The organism is Isoptericola croceus (assembly GCF_029382255.1).
In the GTDB taxonomy this organism is placed as follows: domain Bacteria; phylum Actinomycetota; class Actinomycetes; order Actinomycetales; family Cellulomonadaceae; genus Isoptericola; species Isoptericola croceus.
The window spans coordinates 23,436-44,410 of the sequence record NZ_JARLLG010000003.1 but is presented as its reverse complement, the minus strand read 5'-3'; the positions used below and the strand labels follow the sequence as shown (position 1 = coordinate 44,410).

Annotated in this window: 22 protein-coding genes; 4 read left to right on the top strand and 18 right to left on the bottom strand. The window is 71.3% G+C overall.

What is annotated here, in order from left to right; all coding sequences use genetic code 11:
- Positions 1–6 precede the first annotated feature (6 nt).
- On the top strand, positions 7–1,086 hold the full coding sequence (locus PZC42_RS08785; protein WP_277210117.1) for a DNA polymerase domain-containing protein: 1,080 nt from the start codon (positions 7–9) through the stop codon (positions 1,084–1,086).
- Between the two features lie 21 nt (positions 1,087–1,107).
- Here the strand turns inward: PZC42_RS08785 and PZC42_RS08780 are convergent, their stop codons facing one another.
- From PZC42_RS08780 to PZC42_RS08700, 17 genes are all read right to left on the bottom strand, one after another.
- Positions 1,108–1,665: a dihydrofolate reductase family protein gene (locus PZC42_RS08780; protein WP_277210115.1), complete on the bottom strand. Its 558-nt coding sequence runs from the start codon at positions 1,663–1,665 to the stop codon at positions 1,108–1,110.
- 21 nt (positions 1,666–1,686) lie between these two features.
- A complete protein-coding gene (locus PZC42_RS08775) occupies positions 1,687–2,823 on the bottom strand; it encodes an ATP-dependent DNA ligase (RefSeq protein ID WP_277210113.1) in 1,137 nt (378 codons plus the stop codon).
- Positions 2,824–2,873: 50 nt separating this feature from the next.
- Positions 2,874–5,219, bottom strand: a complete 2,346-nt coding sequence (locus tag PZC42_RS08770; RefSeq protein ID WP_277210111.1) for a RelA/SpoT family protein — start codon at positions 5,217–5,219, stop codon at positions 2,874–2,876.
- A gap of 50 nt (positions 5,220–5,269) precedes the next feature.
- The gene (locus PZC42_RS08765; protein WP_277210109.1) at positions 5,270–5,845 is read right to left on the bottom strand and encodes an adenine phosphoribosyltransferase; all 576 of its coding nucleotides are present in this window, start codon (positions 5,843–5,845) and stop codon (positions 5,270–5,272) included.
- 10 nt (positions 5,846–5,855) lie between these two features.
- Positions 5,856–6,956 carry a protein translocase subunit SecF gene (gene secF / locus PZC42_RS08760; RefSeq protein ID WP_277210107.1) on the bottom strand — a complete coding sequence of 367 codons (1,101 nt, stop codon included), beginning with the start codon at positions 6,954–6,956 and terminating at the stop codon, positions 5,856–5,858.
- Positions 6,956–8,905: a protein translocase subunit SecD gene (gene secD, locus PZC42_RS08755; protein WP_277210105.1), complete on the bottom strand. Its 1,950-nt coding sequence runs from the start codon at positions 8,903–8,905 to the stop codon at positions 6,956–6,958. Before secD ends, secF begins: the two co-directional genes overlap by 1 nt.
- Before the next feature lie 81 nt (positions 8,906–8,986).
- Complete coding sequence (gene yajC / locus PZC42_RS08750; RefSeq protein WP_277210103.1) at positions 8,987–9,424, bottom strand: preprotein translocase subunit YajC; 438 nt, start codon at positions 9,422–9,424, stop codon at positions 8,987–8,989.
- Between the two features lie 67 nt (positions 9,425–9,491).
- Entirely contained in the window at positions 9,492–10,595 is a 1,104-nt protein-coding gene (gene ruvB / locus PZC42_RS08745) for a Holliday junction branch migration DNA helicase RuvB (RefSeq protein WP_277210101.1), read from the bottom strand.
- Positions 10,588–11,202 carry a Holliday junction branch migration protein RuvA gene (gene ruvA, locus PZC42_RS08740; protein ID WP_277210099.1) on the bottom strand — a complete coding sequence of 205 codons (615 nt, stop codon included), beginning with the start codon at positions 11,200–11,202 and terminating at the stop codon, positions 10,588–10,590. The genes ruvB and ruvA overlap by 8 nt, the downstream gene beginning before the upstream one ends.
- Positions 11,199–11,798, bottom strand: a complete 600-nt coding sequence (gene ruvC / locus PZC42_RS08735) for a crossover junction endodeoxyribonuclease RuvC (protein WP_277210098.1) — start codon at positions 11,796–11,798, stop codon at positions 11,199–11,201. The genes ruvA and ruvC overlap by 4 nt, the downstream gene beginning before the upstream one ends.
- Positions 11,799–11,867: 69 nt before the next feature.
- Entirely contained in the window at positions 11,868–12,626 is a 759-nt protein-coding gene (locus PZC42_RS08730; protein WP_277210096.1) for a YebC/PmpR family DNA-binding transcriptional regulator, read from the bottom strand.
- Positions 12,627–12,633: 7 nt separating this feature from the next.
- A complete protein-coding gene (gene pdxT / locus PZC42_RS08725; protein WP_277210094.1) occupies positions 12,634–13,278 on the bottom strand; it encodes a pyridoxal 5'-phosphate synthase glutaminase subunit PdxT in 645 nt (214 codons plus the stop codon).
- 42 nt (positions 13,279–13,320) lie between these two features.
- Positions 13,321–14,181 (bottom strand): hypothetical protein, encoded by an 861-nt coding sequence (locus PZC42_RS08720; RefSeq protein WP_277210092.1) that lies wholly within the window; start codon positions 14,179–14,181, stop codon positions 13,321–13,323.
- Positions 14,174–14,821, bottom strand: coding sequence for a hypothetical protein (locus tag PZC42_RS08715; protein ID WP_277210090.1), 648 nt, complete (start codon positions 14,819–14,821; stop codon positions 14,174–14,176). The genes PZC42_RS08720 and PZC42_RS08715 overlap by 8 nt, the downstream gene beginning before the upstream one ends.
- Positions 14,818–15,366 (bottom strand): signal peptidase I, encoded by a 549-nt coding sequence (locus tag PZC42_RS08710; protein WP_277210089.1) that lies wholly within the window; start codon positions 15,364–15,366, stop codon positions 14,818–14,820. The genes PZC42_RS08715 and PZC42_RS08710 overlap by 4 nt, the downstream gene beginning before the upstream one ends.
- A 10-nt stretch (positions 15,367–15,376) precedes the next feature.
- The gene (locus tag PZC42_RS08705) at positions 15,377–15,907 is read right to left on the bottom strand and encodes an alternate-type signal peptide domain-containing protein (RefSeq protein ID WP_277210087.1); all 531 of its coding nucleotides are present in this window, start codon (positions 15,905–15,907) and stop codon (positions 15,377–15,379) included.
- A gap of 96 nt (positions 15,908–16,003) precedes the next feature.
- Positions 16,004–16,567: an NUDIX hydrolase gene (locus tag PZC42_RS08700; protein WP_277210085.1), complete on the bottom strand. Its 564-nt coding sequence runs from the start codon at positions 16,565–16,567 to the stop codon at positions 16,004–16,006.
- 327 nt (positions 16,568–16,894) lie between these two features.
- Between PZC42_RS08700 and PZC42_RS08695 the strand changes: the two genes are divergently transcribed.
- The 3 genes from PZC42_RS08695 to PZC42_RS08685 all read left to right on the top strand — a co-directional run bounded on the left by PZC42_RS08695 (position 16,895) and on the right by PZC42_RS08685 (position 19,870).
- The gene (locus tag PZC42_RS08695; protein WP_277210083.1) at positions 16,895–17,773 is read left to right on the top strand and encodes an alpha/beta fold hydrolase; all 879 of its coding nucleotides are present in this window, start codon (positions 16,895–16,897) and stop codon (positions 17,771–17,773) included.
- 54 nt (positions 17,774–17,827) lie between these two features.
- Entirely contained in the window at positions 17,828–18,403 is a 576-nt protein-coding gene (locus PZC42_RS08690; protein WP_277210081.1) for a TetR/AcrR family transcriptional regulator, read from the top strand.
- 66 nt (positions 18,404–18,469) lie between these two features.
- Positions 18,470–19,870: an aldehyde dehydrogenase family protein gene (locus PZC42_RS08685; protein WP_277210079.1), complete on the top strand. Its 1,401-nt coding sequence runs from the start codon at positions 18,470–18,472 to the stop codon at positions 19,868–19,870.
- A gap of 112 nt (positions 19,871–19,982) precedes the next feature.
- Here the strand turns inward: PZC42_RS08685 and pdxS are convergent, their stop codons facing one another.
- The gene (gene pdxS, locus PZC42_RS08680) at positions 19,983–20,906 is read right to left on the bottom strand and encodes a pyridoxal 5'-phosphate synthase lyase subunit PdxS (RefSeq protein WP_277210077.1); all 924 of its coding nucleotides are present in this window, start codon (positions 20,904–20,906) and stop codon (positions 19,983–19,985) included.
- Positions 20,907–20,975 lie beyond the last annotated feature (69 nt).

Sequence of the window (20,975 nt, the reverse complement as noted above, 5' to 3'; positions counted from 1 at the left end):
GGCCCCATGCCCTCCTCGAACGCTGTCGAGCTCGACGTCGCCGGGCGCACTGTGCGCATCTCCAGCGCGGACCGTCTCGTCTTTGCCGAGGCCGGTCTGACCAAGCTGGACGTCGTCGAGTACTTCCTGAGCATCGGCGACGGGATCCTCGGTGCGCTGCTGCACCGGCCCACGACGCTGGAACGCTGGCCGAAGGGGTACTTCGAGGGCGCGGTGATGGCCACCCGGTCCGACAGCCACGGGGACGCCTTCTACCAGAAGCGTGTGCCGAAGGGTGCGCCGACGTGGCTCGAGACGGCCCGGATCGCCTTCCCGAGCGGACGCACGGCCGACGAGGTGGCCCCGCACGAGCTGGCGGTCGTCGCGTGGGCCGCCCAGATGGGTACCCTGACGTTCCACCCGTGGCCCGTGCGCCGCGACGACGTGGAATCCGTGGACCAGCTGCGCATCGACCTCGACCCGCAGACCGGCACGACCTTTGACGACGCGGCCGCTGTCGCGCCGAACCTGCGCGAGGTGCTCGACGAGCTCGACCTCGTCGGCCACCCCAAGACCTCCGGCGGCCGTGGCATCCACGTGTTCGTCCCCCTGGCCCCGCGGTGGTCGTTCGTCCAGGCCCGCCGCGCCACCATCGCGATCGGACGTGAGCTGGAACGGCGCCTGCCCGAGCAGGTCACCACCCGGTGGTGGAAGGAGGAGCGCGGGGAGAAGATCTTCGTCGACTACAACCAGATGGCCCGCGACCGGACGATCGCATCGGCCTACTCGATCCGGCCCAACCCGCGCGCCACCGTCTCGACGCCGCTGGAGTGGGACGAGATCGGCGAGGTCCATCCGGACGACTTCACCGTGGCGACGGTGCCCGCCCGGTTCGCCGAGCGCGGGGACCTGTTCGCCCCGCTGCGCGCCGATCGGGACCCGGCACTGAACTGCTCCCTGGACGCCGCGCTCGAGCTCGCACGGCGCGACGAGGAGGAGCACGGTCTGGGTGACCTGCCCTACCCGCCCGAGTACCCCAAGATGCCGGGCGAGCCGAAGCGGGTGCAGCCCAGCCGCGCCAGGGACAAGCAGCCGACCGCCGACTGACCGATCGGGCTCCCGGACCGCTCAGGACGCCGGGCGCCGGTAGGACAGGTAGACCGCACCGTCGCTGAACGTCCGGCTCTCGGCCAGCTCGAGGGTCGCCTGCATCTCGCCCGGCAGGGCTGGCTGCCCGCCACCGGTCACCCGGGGCAGGACGAAGAGGTCGATCTCGTCCACCTTCCCCGCCCGGAGCGCGCCGGCAGCGGTCGTCGGTCCGGACACCTCGACGACGCCGTCGGTCCCCGCGACGATCCGGTCCAGACGTTGCGTCGTGAGGCGCGGTTCGAGCGTGGTGCGGGGCGCGTCGATCCCGCCGAGCGTGTCGGAGCAGACGATCTTGTCCGCCTGCGCCCACAGCGCGGCGAACTCGTCCTCGACCGCCCGGCCCGGTGGCCAGTCGTCCCACACCCGCAGCATCTCGTACATCCGCCGGCCCATCACGAAGACCTGGGTGTCGCGGACTCGACGGTTGATGAACGCGTGCCTGTCCTCGCTGGGCGCCGTCCAGCCGATCGACCCGTCCTGGTCGTTGACGTAGCCGTCGAGCGAGCAGCTGATCATCCCGAATCTCAGTGTTCCCATGGTGGGCTGACCGTGCGGGGCTCACGGACTCATCGGTGCCGGGAACCGCCCCGCACCGGGCAGCAACGCGGCCAGGTCGTAGCCGACCGGCTCCTCGAGCTGGTCGAAGGTGCACGACGCCGGTTCCCGGTCCGGGCGCCACCGCTTGAGCTGGGCGGTGTGCCGGAAGCGCGTGCCCTCCATGTGGTCGTATCCCACCTCGAGGACCCGCTCCGGGCGCAGGGCGACGAAGGACGAGTCCTTGCCGCTGCTCCACCGCGACGGCGCCCCCGGGCGGCGGTCGCCGGACGCTCCGTCCGCGGCCAGCCACGGGTGCGCCTCCGCCTCCGCCGACCCTGGTGCGACGACCAGCGACGACAGCTCGGCGTGCAGCGCGGCGCGCCGCGCCGCCGTGAAGGACGATGCCGCACCGACCAGCTGCAGCGCCCCGACGTCGTCGTACAGCCCCAGCAGGAGCGACCCGACGAGTGGACGTCCCGGCGTCGACGTCTTGTGCGGTCGCATCCCGGCGAGCACCACGTCCGCCGTCCGTGCGTGCTTGACCTTGAGCCACCCGCGCTTGTTCGGCTCGTAGGCGCCGTCGGCCGACTTCGCCATGACGCCGTCCAGCCCGGCACCCTCGAACGCGGCGAACCACTCGCTGGCCACCTCGGCGTCCGACGTGCGCGGCGTGACGTGCAGGCGCGGCCCGTCCAGCGTGAGGGCGTCGAGCTCCTCGAGGCGGTCCACGAGGGGGCGGGCGGTCAGGTCGTCGTCGTCCCGGGCGAGCACGTCGAAGACGACGACATGCGCCGGCACCGCCTCCGACAGCATCCGCACACGGGAGTCAGCAGGGTGGATGCGTTGCGACAGCGTGTCGAAGTCGAGCCGTGCGCCCGCACCCTCGCCCTCGATCGCGATCACCAGCTCACCGTCCACGACGCACCGCTCCGGCAGCTCGGCGCGCACCGCGTCGACCACCTCGGGGAAGTAGCGCTCGATCGGTTTGCCCGTGCGGGACCCGAGGACGACGTCGTCGCCGTCCCGGTGGATGATCACCCGGAAACCGTCCCACTTCGGTTCGTACACCCACCCGGCGCCCGTCGACGGTTGGCCGGGGACGTCCGGGACGGAGCGGGCGAGCATCGGACGCACCGGAGGATCGATCGGCAGGCTCATGCGAGCGAACCTACGTCGGCCTGCGCCGCCGCGCCCGCGCAGACGGCGTCTCAGGCGTCCGCGGGCAGCTCTCGCGCGTCGGACCCCACGTCCGCGGCCTTCGTGCCGGTAATGCGGTAGACGTCGAAGACGCCGTCGATCTTGCGCGCTGCGGCCAGGACCTGCTGCAGGTGTGCGGGCTCGGCCATCTCGAAGACGAAGCGTGAGATCGCGATCCGGTCCGTCGACGTCGAGACGGTGGCCGACAGGATGTTGACGTGGTGGTCGGACAGCACACGCGTGACGTCCGAGAGCAGACGTGACCGGTCGAGCGCCTCCACCTGGATCTGCACGAGGAACATGGTGTTCGCGCCGGTGGTCCAGTCCACCTCGACGAGCCGCTCCGGCTGGGAGCGCAGCTGGACCACGTTCGCACAGTCCGAGCGGTGCACGCTGACACCGGCACCGCGGGTGACGAAACCGACGATCTCGTCGCCCGGCACCGGGGTGCAGCACTTGGCGAGCTTGACCCAGATGTCCTCGACGCCCTTGACCGCGACACCCGGGTCACCCGTCGAGCGGGAGCGTCGCGTGGGCTGTCCTGGCCGGGCGGCCTCGGCGGTGTCCTCCGCCGTGCCGTCCTCGCCACCGAGCGACTTCACCAGCGACTCGACCACGTGCTGCGCCGAGACGTGGTTCTCGCCGACCGCCGCGTAGAGAGCCGTGACGTCCGCGTAGCGCAGCTCGTTCGCCAGCCCGACCAGCGTCTCGTGGCTCAGCAACCGTTGGATCGGCAGGTTCTGCTTGCGCATCGCCTTGGTGATGGCGTCCTTGCCGCGCTCGACCGCCTCCTCGCGGCGCTCCTTGGTGAACCACTGGCGGATCTTGTTGCGCGCCCGACCCGACTTCACGAAGGCGAGCCAGTCCTGCGACGGTCCGGCGGTGTCCGCCTTCGACGTCAGGACGTCGACCACGTCACCGTTCTGCAACGGCGAGTCGAGCGGTACGAGGCGGCCGTTGACGCGTGCCCCCATCGTGCGGTGGCCCACCTCGGTGTGGACCGAGTACGCGAAGTCCACCGGTGTCGCACCGGCCGGCAGCGCCATGACCTCACCCTTCGGGGTGAAGACGTAGACCTCGGCGGCACCGATCTCGTACCGCAACGAGTCGAGGAACTCCCCCGGGTCCGCCGTCTCCCGCTGCCAGTCGACGAGCTGGCGCAACCAGGCCATGTCGTTCGACCGCGGGTCCTTCGACCCGTCCTTGGCGGCTCGGGCGGACTCCTTGTACTTCCAGTGGGCCGCGACGCCGTACTCGGCCCGCCGGTGCATGTCGTGCGTGCGGATCTGGATCTCCACCGGCTTGCCGCCCGGACCGACGACCGTCGTGTGGAGCGACTGGTACATGTTGAACTTGGGCATCGCGATGTAGTCCTTGAACCGGCCGGGGACCGGGTTCCACCGCGCGTGCAGAGCGCCGAGCGCCGCATAGCAGTCGCGGACCGAGTCCACGAGGACCCGCGTGCCGACGAGGTCGTAGATCTCCGCGAAGTCGTGCCCGCGCACGATCATCTTCTGGTAGATCGAGTAGTAGTGCTTGGGGCGGCCGGTGACCGTGGCCCGGATCTTGGCCCCCCGGAGATCGGCGGAGATCTGCTCACGCACCACCCCGAGGTACTCCTCGCGGGCCGGGGCGCGCTCGGCGACCAGGTGCACGATCTCGTCGTACACCTTCGGGTAGAGCGTCTGGAAGGACAGGTCCTCCAGCTCCCACTTGATGGTGTTCATCCCGAGGCGGTGCGCCAGCGGTGCATAGATCTCGAGCGTCTCGCGGGCCTTGCGCGACGCTGAGGGTCCGGAGACGTACTTCCAGGTCCGGGCGTTGTGCAGACGGTCCGCCAGCTTGATCACCAGGACGCGGATGTCCTTGGCCATCGCGACGACCATCTTGCGGACGGTCTCGGCCTGCGCGGCATCGCCGTACGTCACCTTGTCCAGCTTGGTGACGCCGTCGACGAGCATCGCGATCTCGCTGCCGAAGTCGCCCTTCAGGTCGTCGAGCGAGTACTCCGTGTCCTCCACCGTGTCGTGCAGGAGCGCGGCGGCCAGCGTCGCCCCGTCGAAGCCGAGCTCCGCGAGGATCGTCGACACCGCGACGGGGTGCGTGATGTACGGGTCGCCGGACTTGCGCTGCTGACCGCGGTGGGCCTTCTCCGCGGTCGCGTAGGCGCGCTCGAGGACCCCGAGGTCGCTCTTGGGATGGTTCGTGCGCACGGCCTGGAGCAACGGTTCCAGCGCCGGCGTGTTCGCCGGCGCTCCACGCACGCCGAGGCGGACCAGCCGGTTGCGCACACGACTCCCGGTCCCGGGCGGCCGGGGCGCGTCGTTGTTGCGTCTGACCTGCGTCTCGTCGCTCACGGGCACCTCCTTCGACCAGCGTCGGGCGGGCGACGTCCGGGACGGCAAGTCTACGACCCCGCTCGCAGCAGGGTGTCGACCGCCCTCCCGGCGAGCCGCTCGCGCCCACCCAGACCGGCGAGCTCGAGGAGGAACGCCAACCCCACGACCTCGCCGCCGCACCGCTCGACGAGGGCAGCCCCGGCATGTGCCGTGCCTCCGGTGGCCAGGACGTCGTCCACCAGGAGAACGCGCGCACCGGGGCGCAGTGTTCCCGCGCGCAGCTCGATCGACGCGGTGCCGTACTCGAGCTCGTAGTCGACCCGCTCGACCGGGGGCGGCAGCTTTCCCGCCTTGCGCAACGGCAGGAACCCGACCCCCAGCCGGGCGGCCAGCGGCGCCCCGAGGAGGAAGCCTCGGGCCTCCATGCCGCCCACGACGTCGACGCCGCCGTGCGAGTCGACGATGCCGGCGAAGGCCTCGATCACGTCGGCCAGCGCGGCACCGTCCGCGAGGAGCGGCATGATGTCGCGGAAGACCACGGGCGGATGAGGGTAGTCCGGGACGTCGTGGATGAGCGCACGGACCTCTGCCGCCCTGGCCGGGCCGAGCCCGGCCAGGGCGACCACCGAGATGTCGTCGGTCAAGACGGTGCCGTCACCGCGCACGCTTGCGGCGTGGCTGAGCGGCGTTGCCCCGGTGCTGACCCGGGATGAGCTGAGCACGGCCGGCGGCGGCCGCCGCGAGCTCGGCCTCCTTGCCCTCCGTCTCGGCCAGGGCACCACGCTCGGCGAGGACGCGATCGGTGTGCTCGCGGTACCGCGGCTCACGCTCGCGCAGCGCCACGTCCAGCGGCGGGCCGAGGAAGATCGACGACAGTGCGCCCACCGCCAGGCCGATGAACAGCGACAGCGACAGGTCGCGCAGGGTTCCGGCCCCCAGGAGCATCGCACCCACGAACAGGATGCCGCTGACCGGGAGCAGCGACACCACCGAGGTGTTGATCGATCGCACGAGCGTCTGGTTCACGGCCAGGTTGGCCCGCTCGGCATAGGTGTTGCGCGACTGGTCGAGCACCTGCAGCGTGTTCTCGCGCACCTTGTCGAAGACGATCATCTTGTCGTAGAGCGAGAAGCCGAGGATGGTCAGGAAGCCGATGACGGTCGAGGCCGTGACCTCCCAGCCGACCAGGGCGTACAGGCCCGCGGCGACGAGCAGGTCCGACATCATCGCGACGACGCCGGCCAGCGCCATCCGCCACGACCTGAAGTAGATCCACATGAAGAGCCATGTCGCCAGCACGAACACCACGACGCCCCACAGGGCACGGACGGAGACGCCCTGGCCCCAGGTCGGGCCGATGAACGACGACGTCACCTGGCCCTCGTCGACGCCGTAGCCGTCGGCCAGCGTCTGCTCGACCGCGAGCCTGTCGCTGTCCTCCAGGTGCGTCGTCTGGACACGGACGCTGTTGCTGCCCACGATCGCGACGCGCGGCTCCTCGAGGGGGATGACCGACTGCACCGCGTCGACACCGAGCGACTGCTCGGTCGACGAGACGCCCTCGACCGTGAACTCGGTCCCGCCACGGAAGTCGATGCCCAGCACCAACCCCTTGGTCGACAGGATCAGGATCGCGGCGACAGCGAAGGCACCGGCGACGGAGAACCACGTGCGACGCCGCTGCACGATCGGGTACGAGCGCCGACCGGTGTACAGGTCGTTGCTCCAGCGGGCGAACTTCATCTTCTCGGCCATCAGCGGCTCTCCTCGTTCTTGCCGGTGACGGCTTCGTCGATGCGGTCCGAGACGCTGTGCTCGTCCGGTGGGCCGTCCGCCGGCAAGCCCTCGGCCTCGCGGCGCTCGGCGGCACGACGCTCGGCGATCGTCAGACGCCGTCCGCCGGTGGCCGCCGAGGCGCTCGGTGCCGCGGGAGCGCCGGCGAGCACCGGCTCCGGCTCGGACGAACCGGTCGGCTGCGACGGGCCGGCGACCCTGCCTGCCCCGACGTAGCGCACGCCGGAGACCTGGAGCCGGGTCGGGTCGAGTCCTGACATCGGCCGGCCGTCACGGAAGAACCGCAGCTTGGCGACCAGGCGCATCATCGGGTGCGTGAAGCAGAACACGACGAGCAGGTCGATCAGCGTCGTGAGCCCGAGTGTGAACGCGAAGCCCTGCACACCGCCGACGGCGATGTTGTACAGGATGACGGCCGACATGAGGTTGACGGCCTTGGCGGCGAGCAGGGTGCGCCGCGCACGCCGCCAGCCACGCTCGACGGCGTAGACGAGCGACCGGCCGTCGCGCAGCTCGTCACGGATGCGCTCGAAGTACACGATGAACGAGTCCGCGGTGATACCGATCGCCACGATCAGACCGGCGACACCGGCCAGCGAGAGCCGGTAGCCGATGCCCCAGGAGAGCAGGGTGATGGCCAGGTAGGTCAGCGCACCGGCGACGACCAAGGTCGAGATCGCCAGCACACCGAGCGCCCGGTACTGCAGGAGCGCGTAGACCACGACGAGCGCGAGACCGATGAGCCCGGCCATGATGCCGTTGCGCAGCTGCTCGGAACCCAGCGTGGCCGAGATCGTCTCCTGGCTCTGGACCTCGAACGCGATCGGCAGGGAGCCGAAGCTGAGCTGGTTGGCCAGCGTGGCGGCCGAGTCGCGCGTGAAGTTCCCCGAGATCATCGGCCGGCCGTCGGAGATGATGACGCCGGTGTCGAGCGACGGGGCGGAGATGACCAAGCCGTCCAGCACGATGCCGAACTGGTTGAGCGGGGTCTGCAGGCTCTGCAGGCGCTGGGTGGTCTCGCGGAACTCCGCGGTCCCCGTGGAGTCGAGCTCGATGAAGACGCCCCACTCGTTGGTCACCGAGCCGTTCGGCCCCGGCACCAGGCCCGAGCTGGCGTTGTCGACGTGGATGCCGTCGACCTCCATCGGACCGAGGACGTACTTCAGCATGCTGCCGTCGTTGGAGCACGCGACGAGCACGAGGTTCGGGTCGTCACCGCCACCTCCGACGAGGTTCGCGGGGTCCGTGCAGTCCAGGGCGTCGAACTTCTCCTGGACGGCAGGCGTGATCTGCGCGAGGTCCGACGGGTCGGTGGGCGTGACCTCGGCGGCCTCCTCGGCGATCCGCGCGTCGAGCTCCGACGTCGGCTCAGCCTCCTCCTCGGTGGCCTCCTCGTCAGTGGCCTCCTCCTCGGCGGCTTCACCGTCGGCAGCCTCGTCCTCGGTTGCCTCGTCATCGGCGGCAGCCGGGTCCTCCGCGGGGAAACCCACGTCGTACGTCAGCACCGGGCGGAATCGCATCTGCGCGGGCTGAGCGATGAGGTCGATCGTCTCCTGGCCGACCTCTCCGGGGATCCCGACCACGATGTTGTTGCCACCCTGGTTGACGATCTCGGCCTCGGCCACGCCGGAGGAGTCGATGCGCTGACGGATGACGTTGATCGACTCGTCGATCGTCTCGTCGGTGATCTCCGACCCGTCGGTGGAGCGCGGCGTCAGGATGACCTGCGTCCCGCCCTGCAGGTCGAGCGCGAGCCCGGGCGCAGCGCTGGCACCGCTGGGGTTCTCGTCGCTGCGAGGGTCGAGGTACGTCCCGAGCAGGAGCGCCGCGAACGGCAGCACCACCGCGAGGATCGTGAAGACCACGAGCGTGCGTACCGGACGCGATCGCTGCGTGCTGGAGTTGGCCACTTGGTTCTCTTCCCGTGTGCGCGCGGCCGCCGTGGCCGACGCGTGATGGCGCCGACCGGGCGGACCCGGCCGGCGCAGAGGTCACTTGTCCTCGGTCTCGCCGTTCTCCCGGCGCTTGTTCTCCAGGTACTCCCGCTGCGCGGAGTCCAGTCCGGAGAGGTCGTCGGGAACCTCGACGTTACCGTCTGCGGAGGCGATGCTACCCGCATCGTCGGAGGTCTCCGAGGCGTCGCTCTCCTCGGCGTCCTCGGTCTCGACGACGGTGTCGGTGCGCTTGGCGATCGCGGCGCGCATCCAGCGCGTCTGCGTGCCGGGCGTGGACTCGATCGTGACGGTGTCGGTCTCGTCGTCGATCTCCACGACGGTCCCCACCATCCCGGACCCGGTCATGACCTCGTGGCCGGGTGCGAGGGCAGCCCGAAACTCTGCCTGCTGCTTCTGCTGCTTGCGTGTGCGGGAGCTCATGAAGAACATGAGCGCCGCCAGCACGGCGAAGAGGATGATGATCGAGAAGTCCACGGTGATGTCAGTCCTTCGGCGGTGGGTGCGGGTGATCCGTTCAGTCTAGAGGGCGCCAGCAGCGACCTCAGGCCTCGTCGAACAACGTCCGCGACATCCGAGTGGTTCCCGGTTCCGCGGAAGGCACTCCGGCCGCCCACGCCCCGACGGGAGCCGACAGGCCCAGGTGGTCCCACGCCTCGGCCGTCGCGACCCGGCCGCGAGAGGTGCGCGCCACGAGTCCTTCTCGCACGAGGTACGGCTCGGCGACCGTCTCGACCGTCTCGGGTTCCTCCCCGACCGTCATCGCGAGCGTCGTCAGTCCCACGGGCCCGCCCCCGAAACGACGGCACAGCGCGTCCAGCACCGCTCGGTCGAGGCGGTCGAGGCCGATCGGGTCGACCTCGTACACCTCCAGGGCCGAGCGGGCGGCATGCAGGTCGAGGGTGCCGTCGCCGCGCACCTGCGCCCAGTCCCGGACCCGGCGGAGCAGGCGGTTGGCGATCCGTGGCGTGCCCCGCGACCGGCCGGCGATCTCGTGGGCCGCCTCGTGGCGGACGTCGACCCCGAGCAGACCGGCGGATCGCAGGATCACGCGCTCCAGCTCGGCCGCCGCGTAGAAGTCGAGATGACCGGTGAAGCCGAACCGGTCGCGCAGCGGTGCGGGCAGCAACCCCGACCGCGTCGTGGCACCGACCACCGTGAACGGTGGCAGGGCGAGCGGGATCGCGCTCGCCCCTGCCCCCTTGCCGACGACGACGTCGACACGGAAGTCCTCCATCGCGACGTACAGCAGCTCCTCGGCAGGGCGGGCCAGGCGGTGGATCTCGTCGATGAAGAGCACCTCACCCTCCTCCAACGAGGACAGCACGGCGGCAAGGTCGCCCGCGTGCTGGATCGCCGGGCCGCTCGTGACGCGCAGCGAGGTGCTGAGCTCGGCGGCGATGATCATCGCCAGGGTCGTCTTGCCGAGCCCGGGCGGGCCGGAGAGCAGCACGTGATCGGGAGTGGCGTCGCGGGCGAGAGAGGCCTGGAGCACGAGCGAGAGCTGGTCGCGCACCACCTGCTGACCGACGAACTCGTCGAGCTTCTTCGGCCGCAACGCCGCCTCGGCCGCACGCTCCACCTCGTCGGCACCCGACCCCACCAGGCGGTCTCCGAGCTCGGCGGGGTCGATGGCGCCCTCAGCCACGGGGACCCAGTCGCCGCAGGGCCGCGCGCAACGTGGCCGGTACGTCGGCCTCGGCGACGACATCGGTACCGGCCTCGGCGAGGACCTTGGCCACGGCGTCCTCCGCGACCTTCGCCGACCATCCCAGCCCGACCAACGCCTCGACGACCTGACCTCGTCCGTCGGTGAACGCAGCAGCGACGTGGGTCGCGCCGCCGTCGGACCCGGGGGCGCCGAGCTTGCCGGTGAGCTCCAGCACGATGCGCTGGGCGCTCTTGGCCCCGACGCCTGGTACGCGGCGCAGCGCGGCCGTGTCCTCGGCGGCGATGGCGCGGCGCAGGGCGTCCGGGGTCAGGACGGCGAGCATCGCCAGCGCGATGCGGGGGCCGACGCCCGAGACGGACTGGGCGGTCTCGAACACCTCACGCTCGTCGGCGTCGGCGAAGCCGTAGACCGTCATGGAGTCCTCGCGGACCACGAGAGTCGTGTGCAGGTGCGCAGGTTCGCCAGGCCGGAGCCCTGCCAGGGTCGCCGGGGTGGCGTGGACGAGATAGCCCACGCCCTGCACGTCGAGCACGGCGCGGTCGAGCGCCACCTGGGTGACCGTGCCGGCCAGGGATGCGATCACCGCACACCCTCCTTTCCTCGAACACCCGTACGGTACCGCGCCGGCGCCTGCGACCTGCGTTCCGCGGCCGCCCAGGCGCGTTGCGCCGGGGTCACCTCGTGCCGGTCACCGCCCTGCAGAGCCCCTGCCGGGCGCCACAGGTGCGTGATCGCCAGCGCCAGGGCGTCCGCCGCGTCGGCCGGCTGCGGAGCGCCCGGGAGCCGCAGGATGTTCGCCACCATGCGTTGGACCTGTTCCTTGCCCGCGCGGCCCGACCCGGTGACGGCGGCCTTCACCTCGCTCGGGGTGTGCAGCGCGACCGGCACGCCGCGTCGGGCGGCGGCCACCATCGCGAGCCCTGCGACCTGAGCCGTCCCGATGACGGTGCCGCGGTTGTTCTGCGCGAACACCCGCTCCACGGCCACCACGTCCGGTGTGTGCTCGTCGAGCCAGGTCTCCAGACCCCGTGAGATCTCCAGCAGCCTCAGGTCCGTGCTCGTCTCGGGCGCCGTCCGGAGCACCCCGACGCCGACCAGGTCTGCACGCCGGCCAGGGCGCGAGTCCACCACCCCGACGCCGCACCGGGTCAGGCCCGGGTCCACTCCCAGCACTCGCACGGCGCCACTGTCTCACGCAGCACCGACAATCGCCGGGAGCACGGCGCCCGACGGCGGTTCACCGGTGGATCAGTCGGCGTCGAGGGCGGCCATGACGTCGTCGGAGGCGTCGAAGTTCGCGTAGACGTTCTGCACGTCGTCGCTGTCCTCGAGCGCGTCGATGAGCCGCATGATCTTGCGGGCTCCCTCCACGTCGACCTCGACCTGCATGGACGGGTGCCAGACGGAGTCCGCGGAGTCGTACTCCAGCCCCGCGTCGACGATGGCCGAGCGCACGGCGACCAGGTCCGTCGCCTCGCTGAGCACCTCGATGTACTCCCCGACGTCGGTCACCTCCTCGGCGCCCGCGTCCAGCGCCGCGAGCATCACGTCGTCCTCGGTGACGCCGTCGGCCTTCGGCACGACGACGAGCCCCTTGCGCGAGAACAGGTAGGACACCGAACCAGGGTCGGCGAGGTTGCCGCCGTTACGCGAGAACGCGGTGCGAACCTCGGCTGCCGCCCGGTTCTTGTTGTCGGTCAGGCACTCGACGAGCACGGCGATGCCGTTGTTGCCGTAACCCTCGTACATGATCGTCTGGTAGTCGACGGCGTCGGCGCCCTCGCCGGAGCCGCGCTTGACCGCGCGGTCGATGTTGTCGTTGGGGACCGACGACTTCTTCGCCTTCTGGATGGCGTCGAACAGCGTCGGGTTGCCCGCCACGTCGCCACCACCCGTACGCGCCGCGACCTCGATGTTCTTGATCAGCTTCGCGAAGAGCTTGCCGCGCTTGGCATCGATCGCGGCCTTCTTGTGCTTGGTCGTGGCCCACTTCGAGTGACCGGACATGACCTGACTAACTCCTTCGCGATCCGTTGACAAGGCGGACGAACAGCGCATGCACCCTGCCGTCCCCGGTGACCTCCGGGTGAAAGGCGGTGGCGAGCAGCCGTCCGGAACGTGCTGCGACGATCTTACCGGCGGCAGCGCCGGCTGCCGTCCCGTCCGTGGTGCGCTCCGGGATGCGGGCCAGCACCTCGACCTCGGGACCGGCCTCCTCGATCCACGGCGCGCGGATGAACACGGCACGCACGGCGGCACCGTCCGGGCCGTCAGTGACCCCGCTGACCTCGAGGTCCGCCTCGAACGAGTCGACCTGGCGGCCGAACGCGTTGCGCCGGACCGTGACGTCCATCCCGCCGAGGGTCTGCTGACCGTCGATCCCGCCGATGATGCGCTCGGCGAGCAGGATCATGCCGGCGCAGGAACCGTAGACCGGCAACCCCGACTCGATCGCGTCGCGCAGTGGCTCGCGCAGCTCGAAGATCCGCAGCAGCTTGTCGATGGTCGTGGACTCGCCACCGGGCAGGACGAGGCCGTCCACGGCCTCCAGCTCTGCGCGACGGCGCACGGGGACGGTCCGAGCACCCGCGGCCTCGAGGGCCACCTGGTGCTCGCGGACGTCGCCCTGCAGGGCGAGGACTCCGATCGTGGCAGGCACCGGCACATGGTACGGGCTGGGCGGCGGACGCCCGCACGGCGTTCAGCCGCAGAGGGAAGCGAGCGCGACGGTGTAGCTCCGGGTGTTGGAGGGCACCGAGGTCCAGGTGACCTGACCGAAGTTGCGCTGTGTGACGACCCAGGCCGTCCCGCCGCTGATCACCGACGTGATCGTCTGGCTGGTCCCCGTGACGTTCATTTGCGAGCCGCCGTTGCCGTAGTGCAGCCGATAGGACGTCGCCCCGCTCACGGCAGGCCAGGTGAACGTCACCGAGAAGACACCGATCGCCCCGCAGTTCAGCGTGGTGGCCGCTACCACCCCGGCGTTCACGGCCCCGCTGGTGATCGTTCCCTGGTCCGTCCACGACGTGCCGGGCAACGACGCCGCCAGGGTGGTCGTCACGCTCCCCGTCTGCCCCTGCGTGCCCGACGGCGCCGTCGCGGACAGCCCGACGGCGAGGCACAGCGTCGCCGTGCCGCCGGCCGCGATGGTGGTCGTGGCGCCGCTCCCGCCCGTGCACCCGGGTCCGTCGTCGGTGCCGCCGAACGTCGCGGTTGTGGTGAACACCGCCCCCAGCGTGCCGGTACGCGACATCGTGGCGGTCACCGTCGCGGCCCGGCTGCTCGCGTTGCGGACGGTGACGACCTCGGAGTCACCGCTGCCGGGGAACGCGCCGGTCAGGCTGAGCGCGGGCAGCGCGACCGAGCCACCGGGGCCGACGAGCTCGTTGCCCAGCCCGACCACCTGGACGTCCACGGAACCGGAGGGCACAGCAGGGGGCGCGTCCGCCTGAGCCGTCGCCTGCCACCAGGCCCAGGCCGCTCCCCCGCCGGACAGCGCGAGCACGACGGCGAGAAAGCCGGCGAGCAGCCCCACCCGGGCCCCGCGAGCGCCGTCAGGCATCGCCGCCCTCCCTGCGTCGCACACCGCCGCGGACGGCGAGCCCTCCGGCGGTCGCTGCCGCGGCGAGCACGAGCAGGAACCACACGTCGACGCCCGTGCGCGGCAGGGCGCCGCCCGGGACGACCGGAGGCCGGACGGCACCGGGGTCGTCGCCGGCGAGCAGGACCGCGACGTCGAGCCGGACGGGCCCGCCCTGCGTGGCGTTTCCTGCCTCCGGCATGAACGCGACCTCGAGCTCGACCGGCAGCTCGTCACCCTGGCCCACGACGAGCGGGGCGGTCCCCCCGGCGCGCCATGGTTGCCCACCGGCCCGCACCCGCACGTCGATCGCCTCGGCGAGCTCCGGATGACCGCCGACCGACACGGACACCGTGCCGCGTGCCTCACCGGTCCCGTCATGGCGCACCAGCAACGACGTGCGTTCCACGTCGCCCGGCACCCAGACCTGGGCGGGGTCCAGCAGCGAGACGTCCATGTCCTCGGACCAGACCTGCCCGTCGACGCTGAGCGCCACCGCACCCCGGCCTTCGCCCGACGCCTCCGCCGACGGCGCGGTGACGGCCAGGGCACCCGGTCCGGCCAGCGCTGCGACCAGGCCCGCACCGGCGGCGAGCGCGGCCGTCCGAAGCATCCTGCTCATGCGGCCGCCCCCTCTCGCCGTGCCGTCCCCGCACGCCGTGCCTGCACCTCTCGCACCACGAGCAGCCCGGCGTAGCCGAGCAGCCCGGCGGCGACGACCGTGCCCCACACCTGTCGCTGCTGACCCGAGGCGAGGCTGGACACGTGCCCCAGCCCGGGTACCGCGTACCAGACGGCGCCTCGCACCTGCACGGCGCGCACGGGTCGCGGATCGGCCACCTCGTTCGCGTCACCGCGAGTGACGAAGAGCCGTTCGCCGCCCGCCGTCGTCCCGAGGCCGACGACTCGATGGGTCACGACAGCGGGCTCGCCGGAGCGGAGCTGGTAGGTGATCACGTCACCCGTCGCCACCGCTGCCGCCTCCACGGGCCGCACCACGACGAGCGTGCCCACCCCGAGAGCAGGTTCCATCGACCGCGTCATCACCGTGTACGGCGTCGCGCCGGCGAGCCGGGGCACCAGGACGCCCAGGATCAACGCGGCGCCCGCGACCACCACGACCACGGCGGCGAGGCCACGTCCGGCGAGGCGGCACGCGACACGCACAGGTCGCCGGTCAGGGGACGAGGTGCGCCTGGGTGACCTGAACCGTCACGTCGTCGAGCGCAGCGGTCAGCGTCTGTGTGTCGTTCCCGGCGGCGGTGTCGAACTCCGCCTCGACGGTGACCACCAGCTCGTCATCCACCGCGACAGGGACCGGCTCCGCGAGCGGCAGGGTCAGCTCCTCGCCACCCAACGTCGCGCTGGCCGGCGAGATCTCGAGCGCCGCGGTCAGGGGGTTGTCCTCCGCCCAGCCCGGGTCGCTCACCGTGATGTCGCCGAGCGCCAGGTGATCACCGGTACCGCTCACCGCCAGGGTGCATGTGGTGGTGAGCGTGTCCCCCGGCACGATGCCCTCCACCACGGCGGATCCGTCGTCGAGGAGCCACTCGCCGCACGCGCCGTCCGTCATCGTCAAGGTCCCGGCCGTCACGTCGGTGCCCGTCGCGGTCCCCTCCGCCGTCCAGTACGCGAGCGTCTGCGCCCCACCGAGCAGGAGCAGCGCTCCGGCTCCCGTCGCGAGCGCCGCCTTCGTCAGCCGTTTCATTCGTGGTCCCCCCGGTCTGTCCCGTGCGACGACATCGTCACCACGCTGAACATCTACCGGTTGCCACGGTAAATGAACCCGACGGACCGCGCAGGGTCAGGCGGTCTCGTCGTCGTGCTCGGTGCCCAGGTGGCGCACGGTCCCGTCCCACCCGCCGGCCAGCGACTCGACGAGGTCGGGCAGCACGGTGGGGAAGATCTCGATCTGCTGCGCGCGCAGCTCGGCGGCGCCCATCCAGCGCATCTCGTCCAGCACGTCGCGCTCCTGCGCGGTCCAGCCGGCGTCGGTCGGGTCGTGGCGGGCGACGCGAGCGACGAAGAAGACCTCGTCCTGGCGGCAGGTCTCCGCATAGAAGTGGAAGATCCCGGCGCGGGTCATCACGGGGCCCTCGAGGTCGGCCTCCGTCAGCTCGAGGCCGGCCTCCTCGCGCGCTTCACGCACGGCGGCCGCCGCCTCGGACTCGCCAGGCTCGATGCCGCCGCCGATCGTGAACCACCACGAGCGTCCGGGCTGGTCGGCGTCGTGGCCGCGGACGAGCAGCGCGCGGCCCGCACCGTCCAGGACGATGATGCGGGCCGCGCGCCGGTGCCGCAGACCGTCGTCCTTGAGGACCCAGTCGGGCCCCAGCGAGGACGCCGTCGACGACTCCGCCGAGGTCACCGGCCGCACTCTTCGAACCGGACCGGCTCGGAATCGGGGTCGACGCCGCGGCCCAGGACCGAGAGCCCTCGCTGATGAAGTGGGTGCATTCCGCTCAGAGTAGTCCAGGCCGTCGGCGCTGGCCGAGCAGCGCCTGGCTGGGCCTGAAGGGACGACCTCGGTTCAGCAGGCGCCAGCCTGCCGCGATCGGGCAGGTCATGGCTCTGCCCGAGCCTGCTGAACGCGAATCAGCCAACAGTCTTGCCATGTGAAACCGATCGGTTTACGCTGGTCGCACCCGAGTCGCCACCCTCAGCGCGCCCGGTCACACCAGAGGAAGCAGAGACCATGCCCAGCCCAGAGTCGCGATCCACGATCCATGTTCCGGAGACCACCAGCCACACGCTCGCCCCGCGCGGCGGGCGGGGCAGCCGCGACGGAGCGCTGCGCTACCTCAAGGCGGGCGCCGGCGCTCCCGTCGTCCTGCTGCACACCGTGCGCACGCAGGCCGAGCACTTTCGCTCGCTCATCCCGCTGATCTCGGACCACTACACCGTGTACGCCCTCGATCTGCCGGGGATGGGCTACTCCGAGATCGTGCCCGGGGCGTCGTATCAGGAGCCGGCGATGCGCGCAGGCGTCGAACGGCTCCTGACGGAGCTCGACCTCAACGACGTGACGTTGGTCGGAGAGTCCATGGGCGCGACGCTCGCCCTGACCGTCGCGGCCGATCTGCCGCACCGGGTACGGCGCGTCGTGGCGGTCAACACCTACGACTTCCCCGGTGGGATCGCCCGGTCCAGCCTCCTGGCCCGGATCGTGGTCGGCGCCGTCCGCACTCCGGGTGTGGGCCCCGTGGTTGCCGGGGTGGAGCCCAAGCCTGCCCTCCGCGCGATCCTGCAGGGCGGCCTGGGTGACACCACCGCCCTGCGGGACGACTACGTGGACGAGTTGCTCCACGTCGGGACCCGCCCCGGCTACCCGACCGTCGCCCGGGCCGTGTACCAGAACCTGCCCAGCCTCATCGAAGCCCGCTCGCGATACCCCGAGGTCAAGGCGCCCGTCCACCTCGTCTACGGGGAGAAGGACTGGTCCCGATCGTCGGACCGGCAGGCCAACAAGGATCTGCTGCCCGACGCCGAGTTCACGCAGGTGCCCGGGGCAGGTCACTTCATCGCCCTCGAGCGACCGGACGTGCTGGCCGACTTGTTGAACACCGTCGCCTGACCGTACTTAAACCGATCGGTTTCCACGATGGCGATGCCGGGCTAAACTCACCGCATGACCACGGAGGCAGAGGCAAGGCCGGGCCCTCGAGAGCGGCTGCTGGAGGCGGCAGCGGTACTGACCTACCGCGAGGGCATCAGCATCGGCATCCAAGCGTTGTGCCAGGCGGCGGGAGTGTCGAAGCGTTCCCTCTACCAGTTCTTCGAGAGCAAGGACGAGCTGCTGGCGGTGAGCCTGGAGCGAGGCGTGCCCGCCTACACGGCATGGCTCCTGCCCGCAGCGGACGACGACCGGTCACCGCGCGAGCGGATCCTGCACGTCTTCGCACAGATGGAGTCGCAGACCGGTGCGCCCGACTTCCACGGCTGCCGATACCTGGCCATCCAGATCGAGCTCAAGAACCCCACCCACCCCGCCAGCCGGGTTGCCCGCGGTGTGAAGGAGGACCTGGCGGGATTCTTCCGCGCCGAGGCGGAGCGGGGCGGAGCAGCCAGCCCCGACCTGTTGGAACGGCAGCTCATGCTGGTCTTCGACGGTGCCAGCGCCCGCGCGGGGATCGGGGCCGACGACCTGGCCGGGCTCGTCTCACCGACCGTGGGCGCTCTCCTCGACGCGGCAGGTGTTGACTGACCCACCGGGATGGCTGAGCAGGGGCGCGAGCTCGCCGCGGCCTTTCGCGCGGGCGACTAGCTCCACGTGGTGCAGTCGACCGGGGCGCTCCTGCACGTCCCAGAGGCGGTGCGCGCCGCCGTGGCAGCACAGGTCGACGCGGCAGTCGACGCGTTCGTACAGCTGCGATCAGCGGCGCCAGGCGCGGTGCGTGACTTCTACACGGCGTTTGCCGACGCCCTGGCCGATGACGCCGTCTGGAACCTCATCGAGACTGCCAACACCAAGGACGTGGCCCGCGCGGAGCAGGTCGGGCACTCGACCACCAGGCTGCGCGTCTCGGCGCAGATGCGCCAGGACATGATCGCCGGCCTGCGTGGCTGGGCAGCGCAGCAGGCGGCACGCGCCGAGGACAGTTCCGCAGGTCTGATCGAGCGCGTCGAGCACGACGGCTGGGCCGTCGAGATCGTCTCCGCCCCGCTCGGGGTGATCGGTTTCGTCTTCGAGGGTCGCCCCAACGTCTTCGCTGACGCGGCCGGTGTCCTGGCGACGGGCAACACCGCAGTGCTGCGCATCGGCGGCGACGCGCTCGCGACGGCTCAGGCGATCGACCGGCACGCCCTGCGCCCGGCGCTGCGCGCCACGGACCTGCCCGACGGCGCGATCGCCCTGGTCCCGGTGCGCGAACGGGCCGCCGGCTGGGCACTGTTCAGCGACTCCCGGCTCGCGCTGGCCGTGGTGCGCGGATCGGGGGCAGCGGTGATCCAGCTCAGCAGCGTCGCGCGGCAGAGCGGGATCCCGGTGAGTGCGCACGGCACGGGCGGCGCGTGGGTCGTCGCCGACGGTGCCGCTCAGGCCGAGCGCTTCGCCGGCGTCGTGCGGCACTCCCTGGACCGGAAGGTCTGCAACACCCTCAACGTCGTCGCCGTCGTGCGCGAACGCGCGGACGAACTCGTGCCCGTGCTGCTGCGGGCGGCGGACGAGGCCGCCGACGCACGCGGCGGCGTCGCACGTGTGCATGTCGCGCACGGCAGCGAGGGCTGGGTACCGCCCGCCGAGCTCGAACGCCACATCGTGGTGCGCCGGGCCGCGGGCCCGTCCGACGAGCCGCGCGCGAGCCTGCTGCCGCTCGACGAGCTCGGCACCGAGTGGGAGTGGGAGGACACGCCGGAGCTGAGCCTCGTGGTGGTCGACGACCTCGACGAGGCGGTCGCACTGTTCAACGTGCACAGCCCGCAGTTCGTGGCGTCCCTCGTCTCAGCGGACCCGGCCGCGCACGCGCGGTTCCGTGACCTGGTCAACGCGCCGTTCGTGGGCGACGGGTTCACGCACTGGGTCGACGGCCAGTACGCGCTCGAGCTCCCGGAGCTGGGCCTGTCCAACTGGGAGAACGGGCGGCTCCTGGGCCGGGCAGGTGTGCTCACCGGGGTCGACCTCACCACCCGGCGCACCTTCGCGCACCACGACAGTGCCGACCAGCACCGCTGACCGGCGGGCCTGCCACGGGCGGCTCACGCCCGATGTCTCGGTGACGTGAAACGGAGAGGCCCCGCAGACACGATGTCCGCAGAGCCTCTCCGCCAAGTGCACGAGCTGGCTGTCACCAACCCCGCTCGGCCAGCCGAACAGGCTCGGGCTCGTCCTCGACGTTGATACCGACCATGGCCTCGCCGAGGCCTCGCGAGACCTTCGCGATCACGGCCGGGTCGTCGTGGAACGTGGTCGCCTGCACGATCGCCTTGGCGCGGGCTGCCGGGTCGCCCGACTTGAAGATGCCGGACCCGACGAAGACGCCCTCGGCGCCGAGCTGCATCATCATCGCGGCGTCGGCCGGCGTGGCGATGCCACCCGCGGTGAAGAGCACCACGGGGAGCTTGCCCGTGCGAGCCACCTCCGCCACGAGCTCGTACGGCGCCTGCAGCTCCTTGGCCGCGACGAACAGCTCGTCCTCGGGCAGCGACGCCAGCCGACGGAGCTGCTGGCGGATCTGGCGCATGTGGGTCGTGGCGTTCGAGACGTCGCCCGTCCCCGCCTCGCCCTTGGAGCGGATCATCGCCGCACCCTCGGTGATGCGTCGCAGAGCCTCGCCCAGGTTGGTGGCACCGCACACGAAGGGCACCGTGAAGGCCCACTTGTCGATGTGGTTCGTGTAGTCGGCCGGGGTCAGCACCTCGGACTCGTCCACGTAGTCCACGCCGAGCGACTGCAGGACCTGCGCCTCGACGAAGTGCCCGATGCGCGCCTTGGCCATGACCGGGATCGACACCGCGTCGACGATGCCCGTGATCATGTCCGGGTCGCTCATCCGGGCGACCCCGCCCTGCGCGCGGATGTCAGCGGGCACCCGCTCGAGAGCCATGACGGCGACCGCTCCGGCGTCCTCGGCGATCTTGGCCTGCTCCGGGGTGACGACGTCCATGATGACGCCGCCCTTGAGCATCTCGGCCATGCCCCGCTTGACGCGGGCAGTGCCCACCTCGCCGACGCCCGTCGTTCCGGCCGGGGTCCCGGTGGTCTCGCTCAACGCAACCTCACAGAGTTCTTGCGAGCACTCCCCGACGACATGCCGGGCGTGCCGACGTGGTCCACGCCG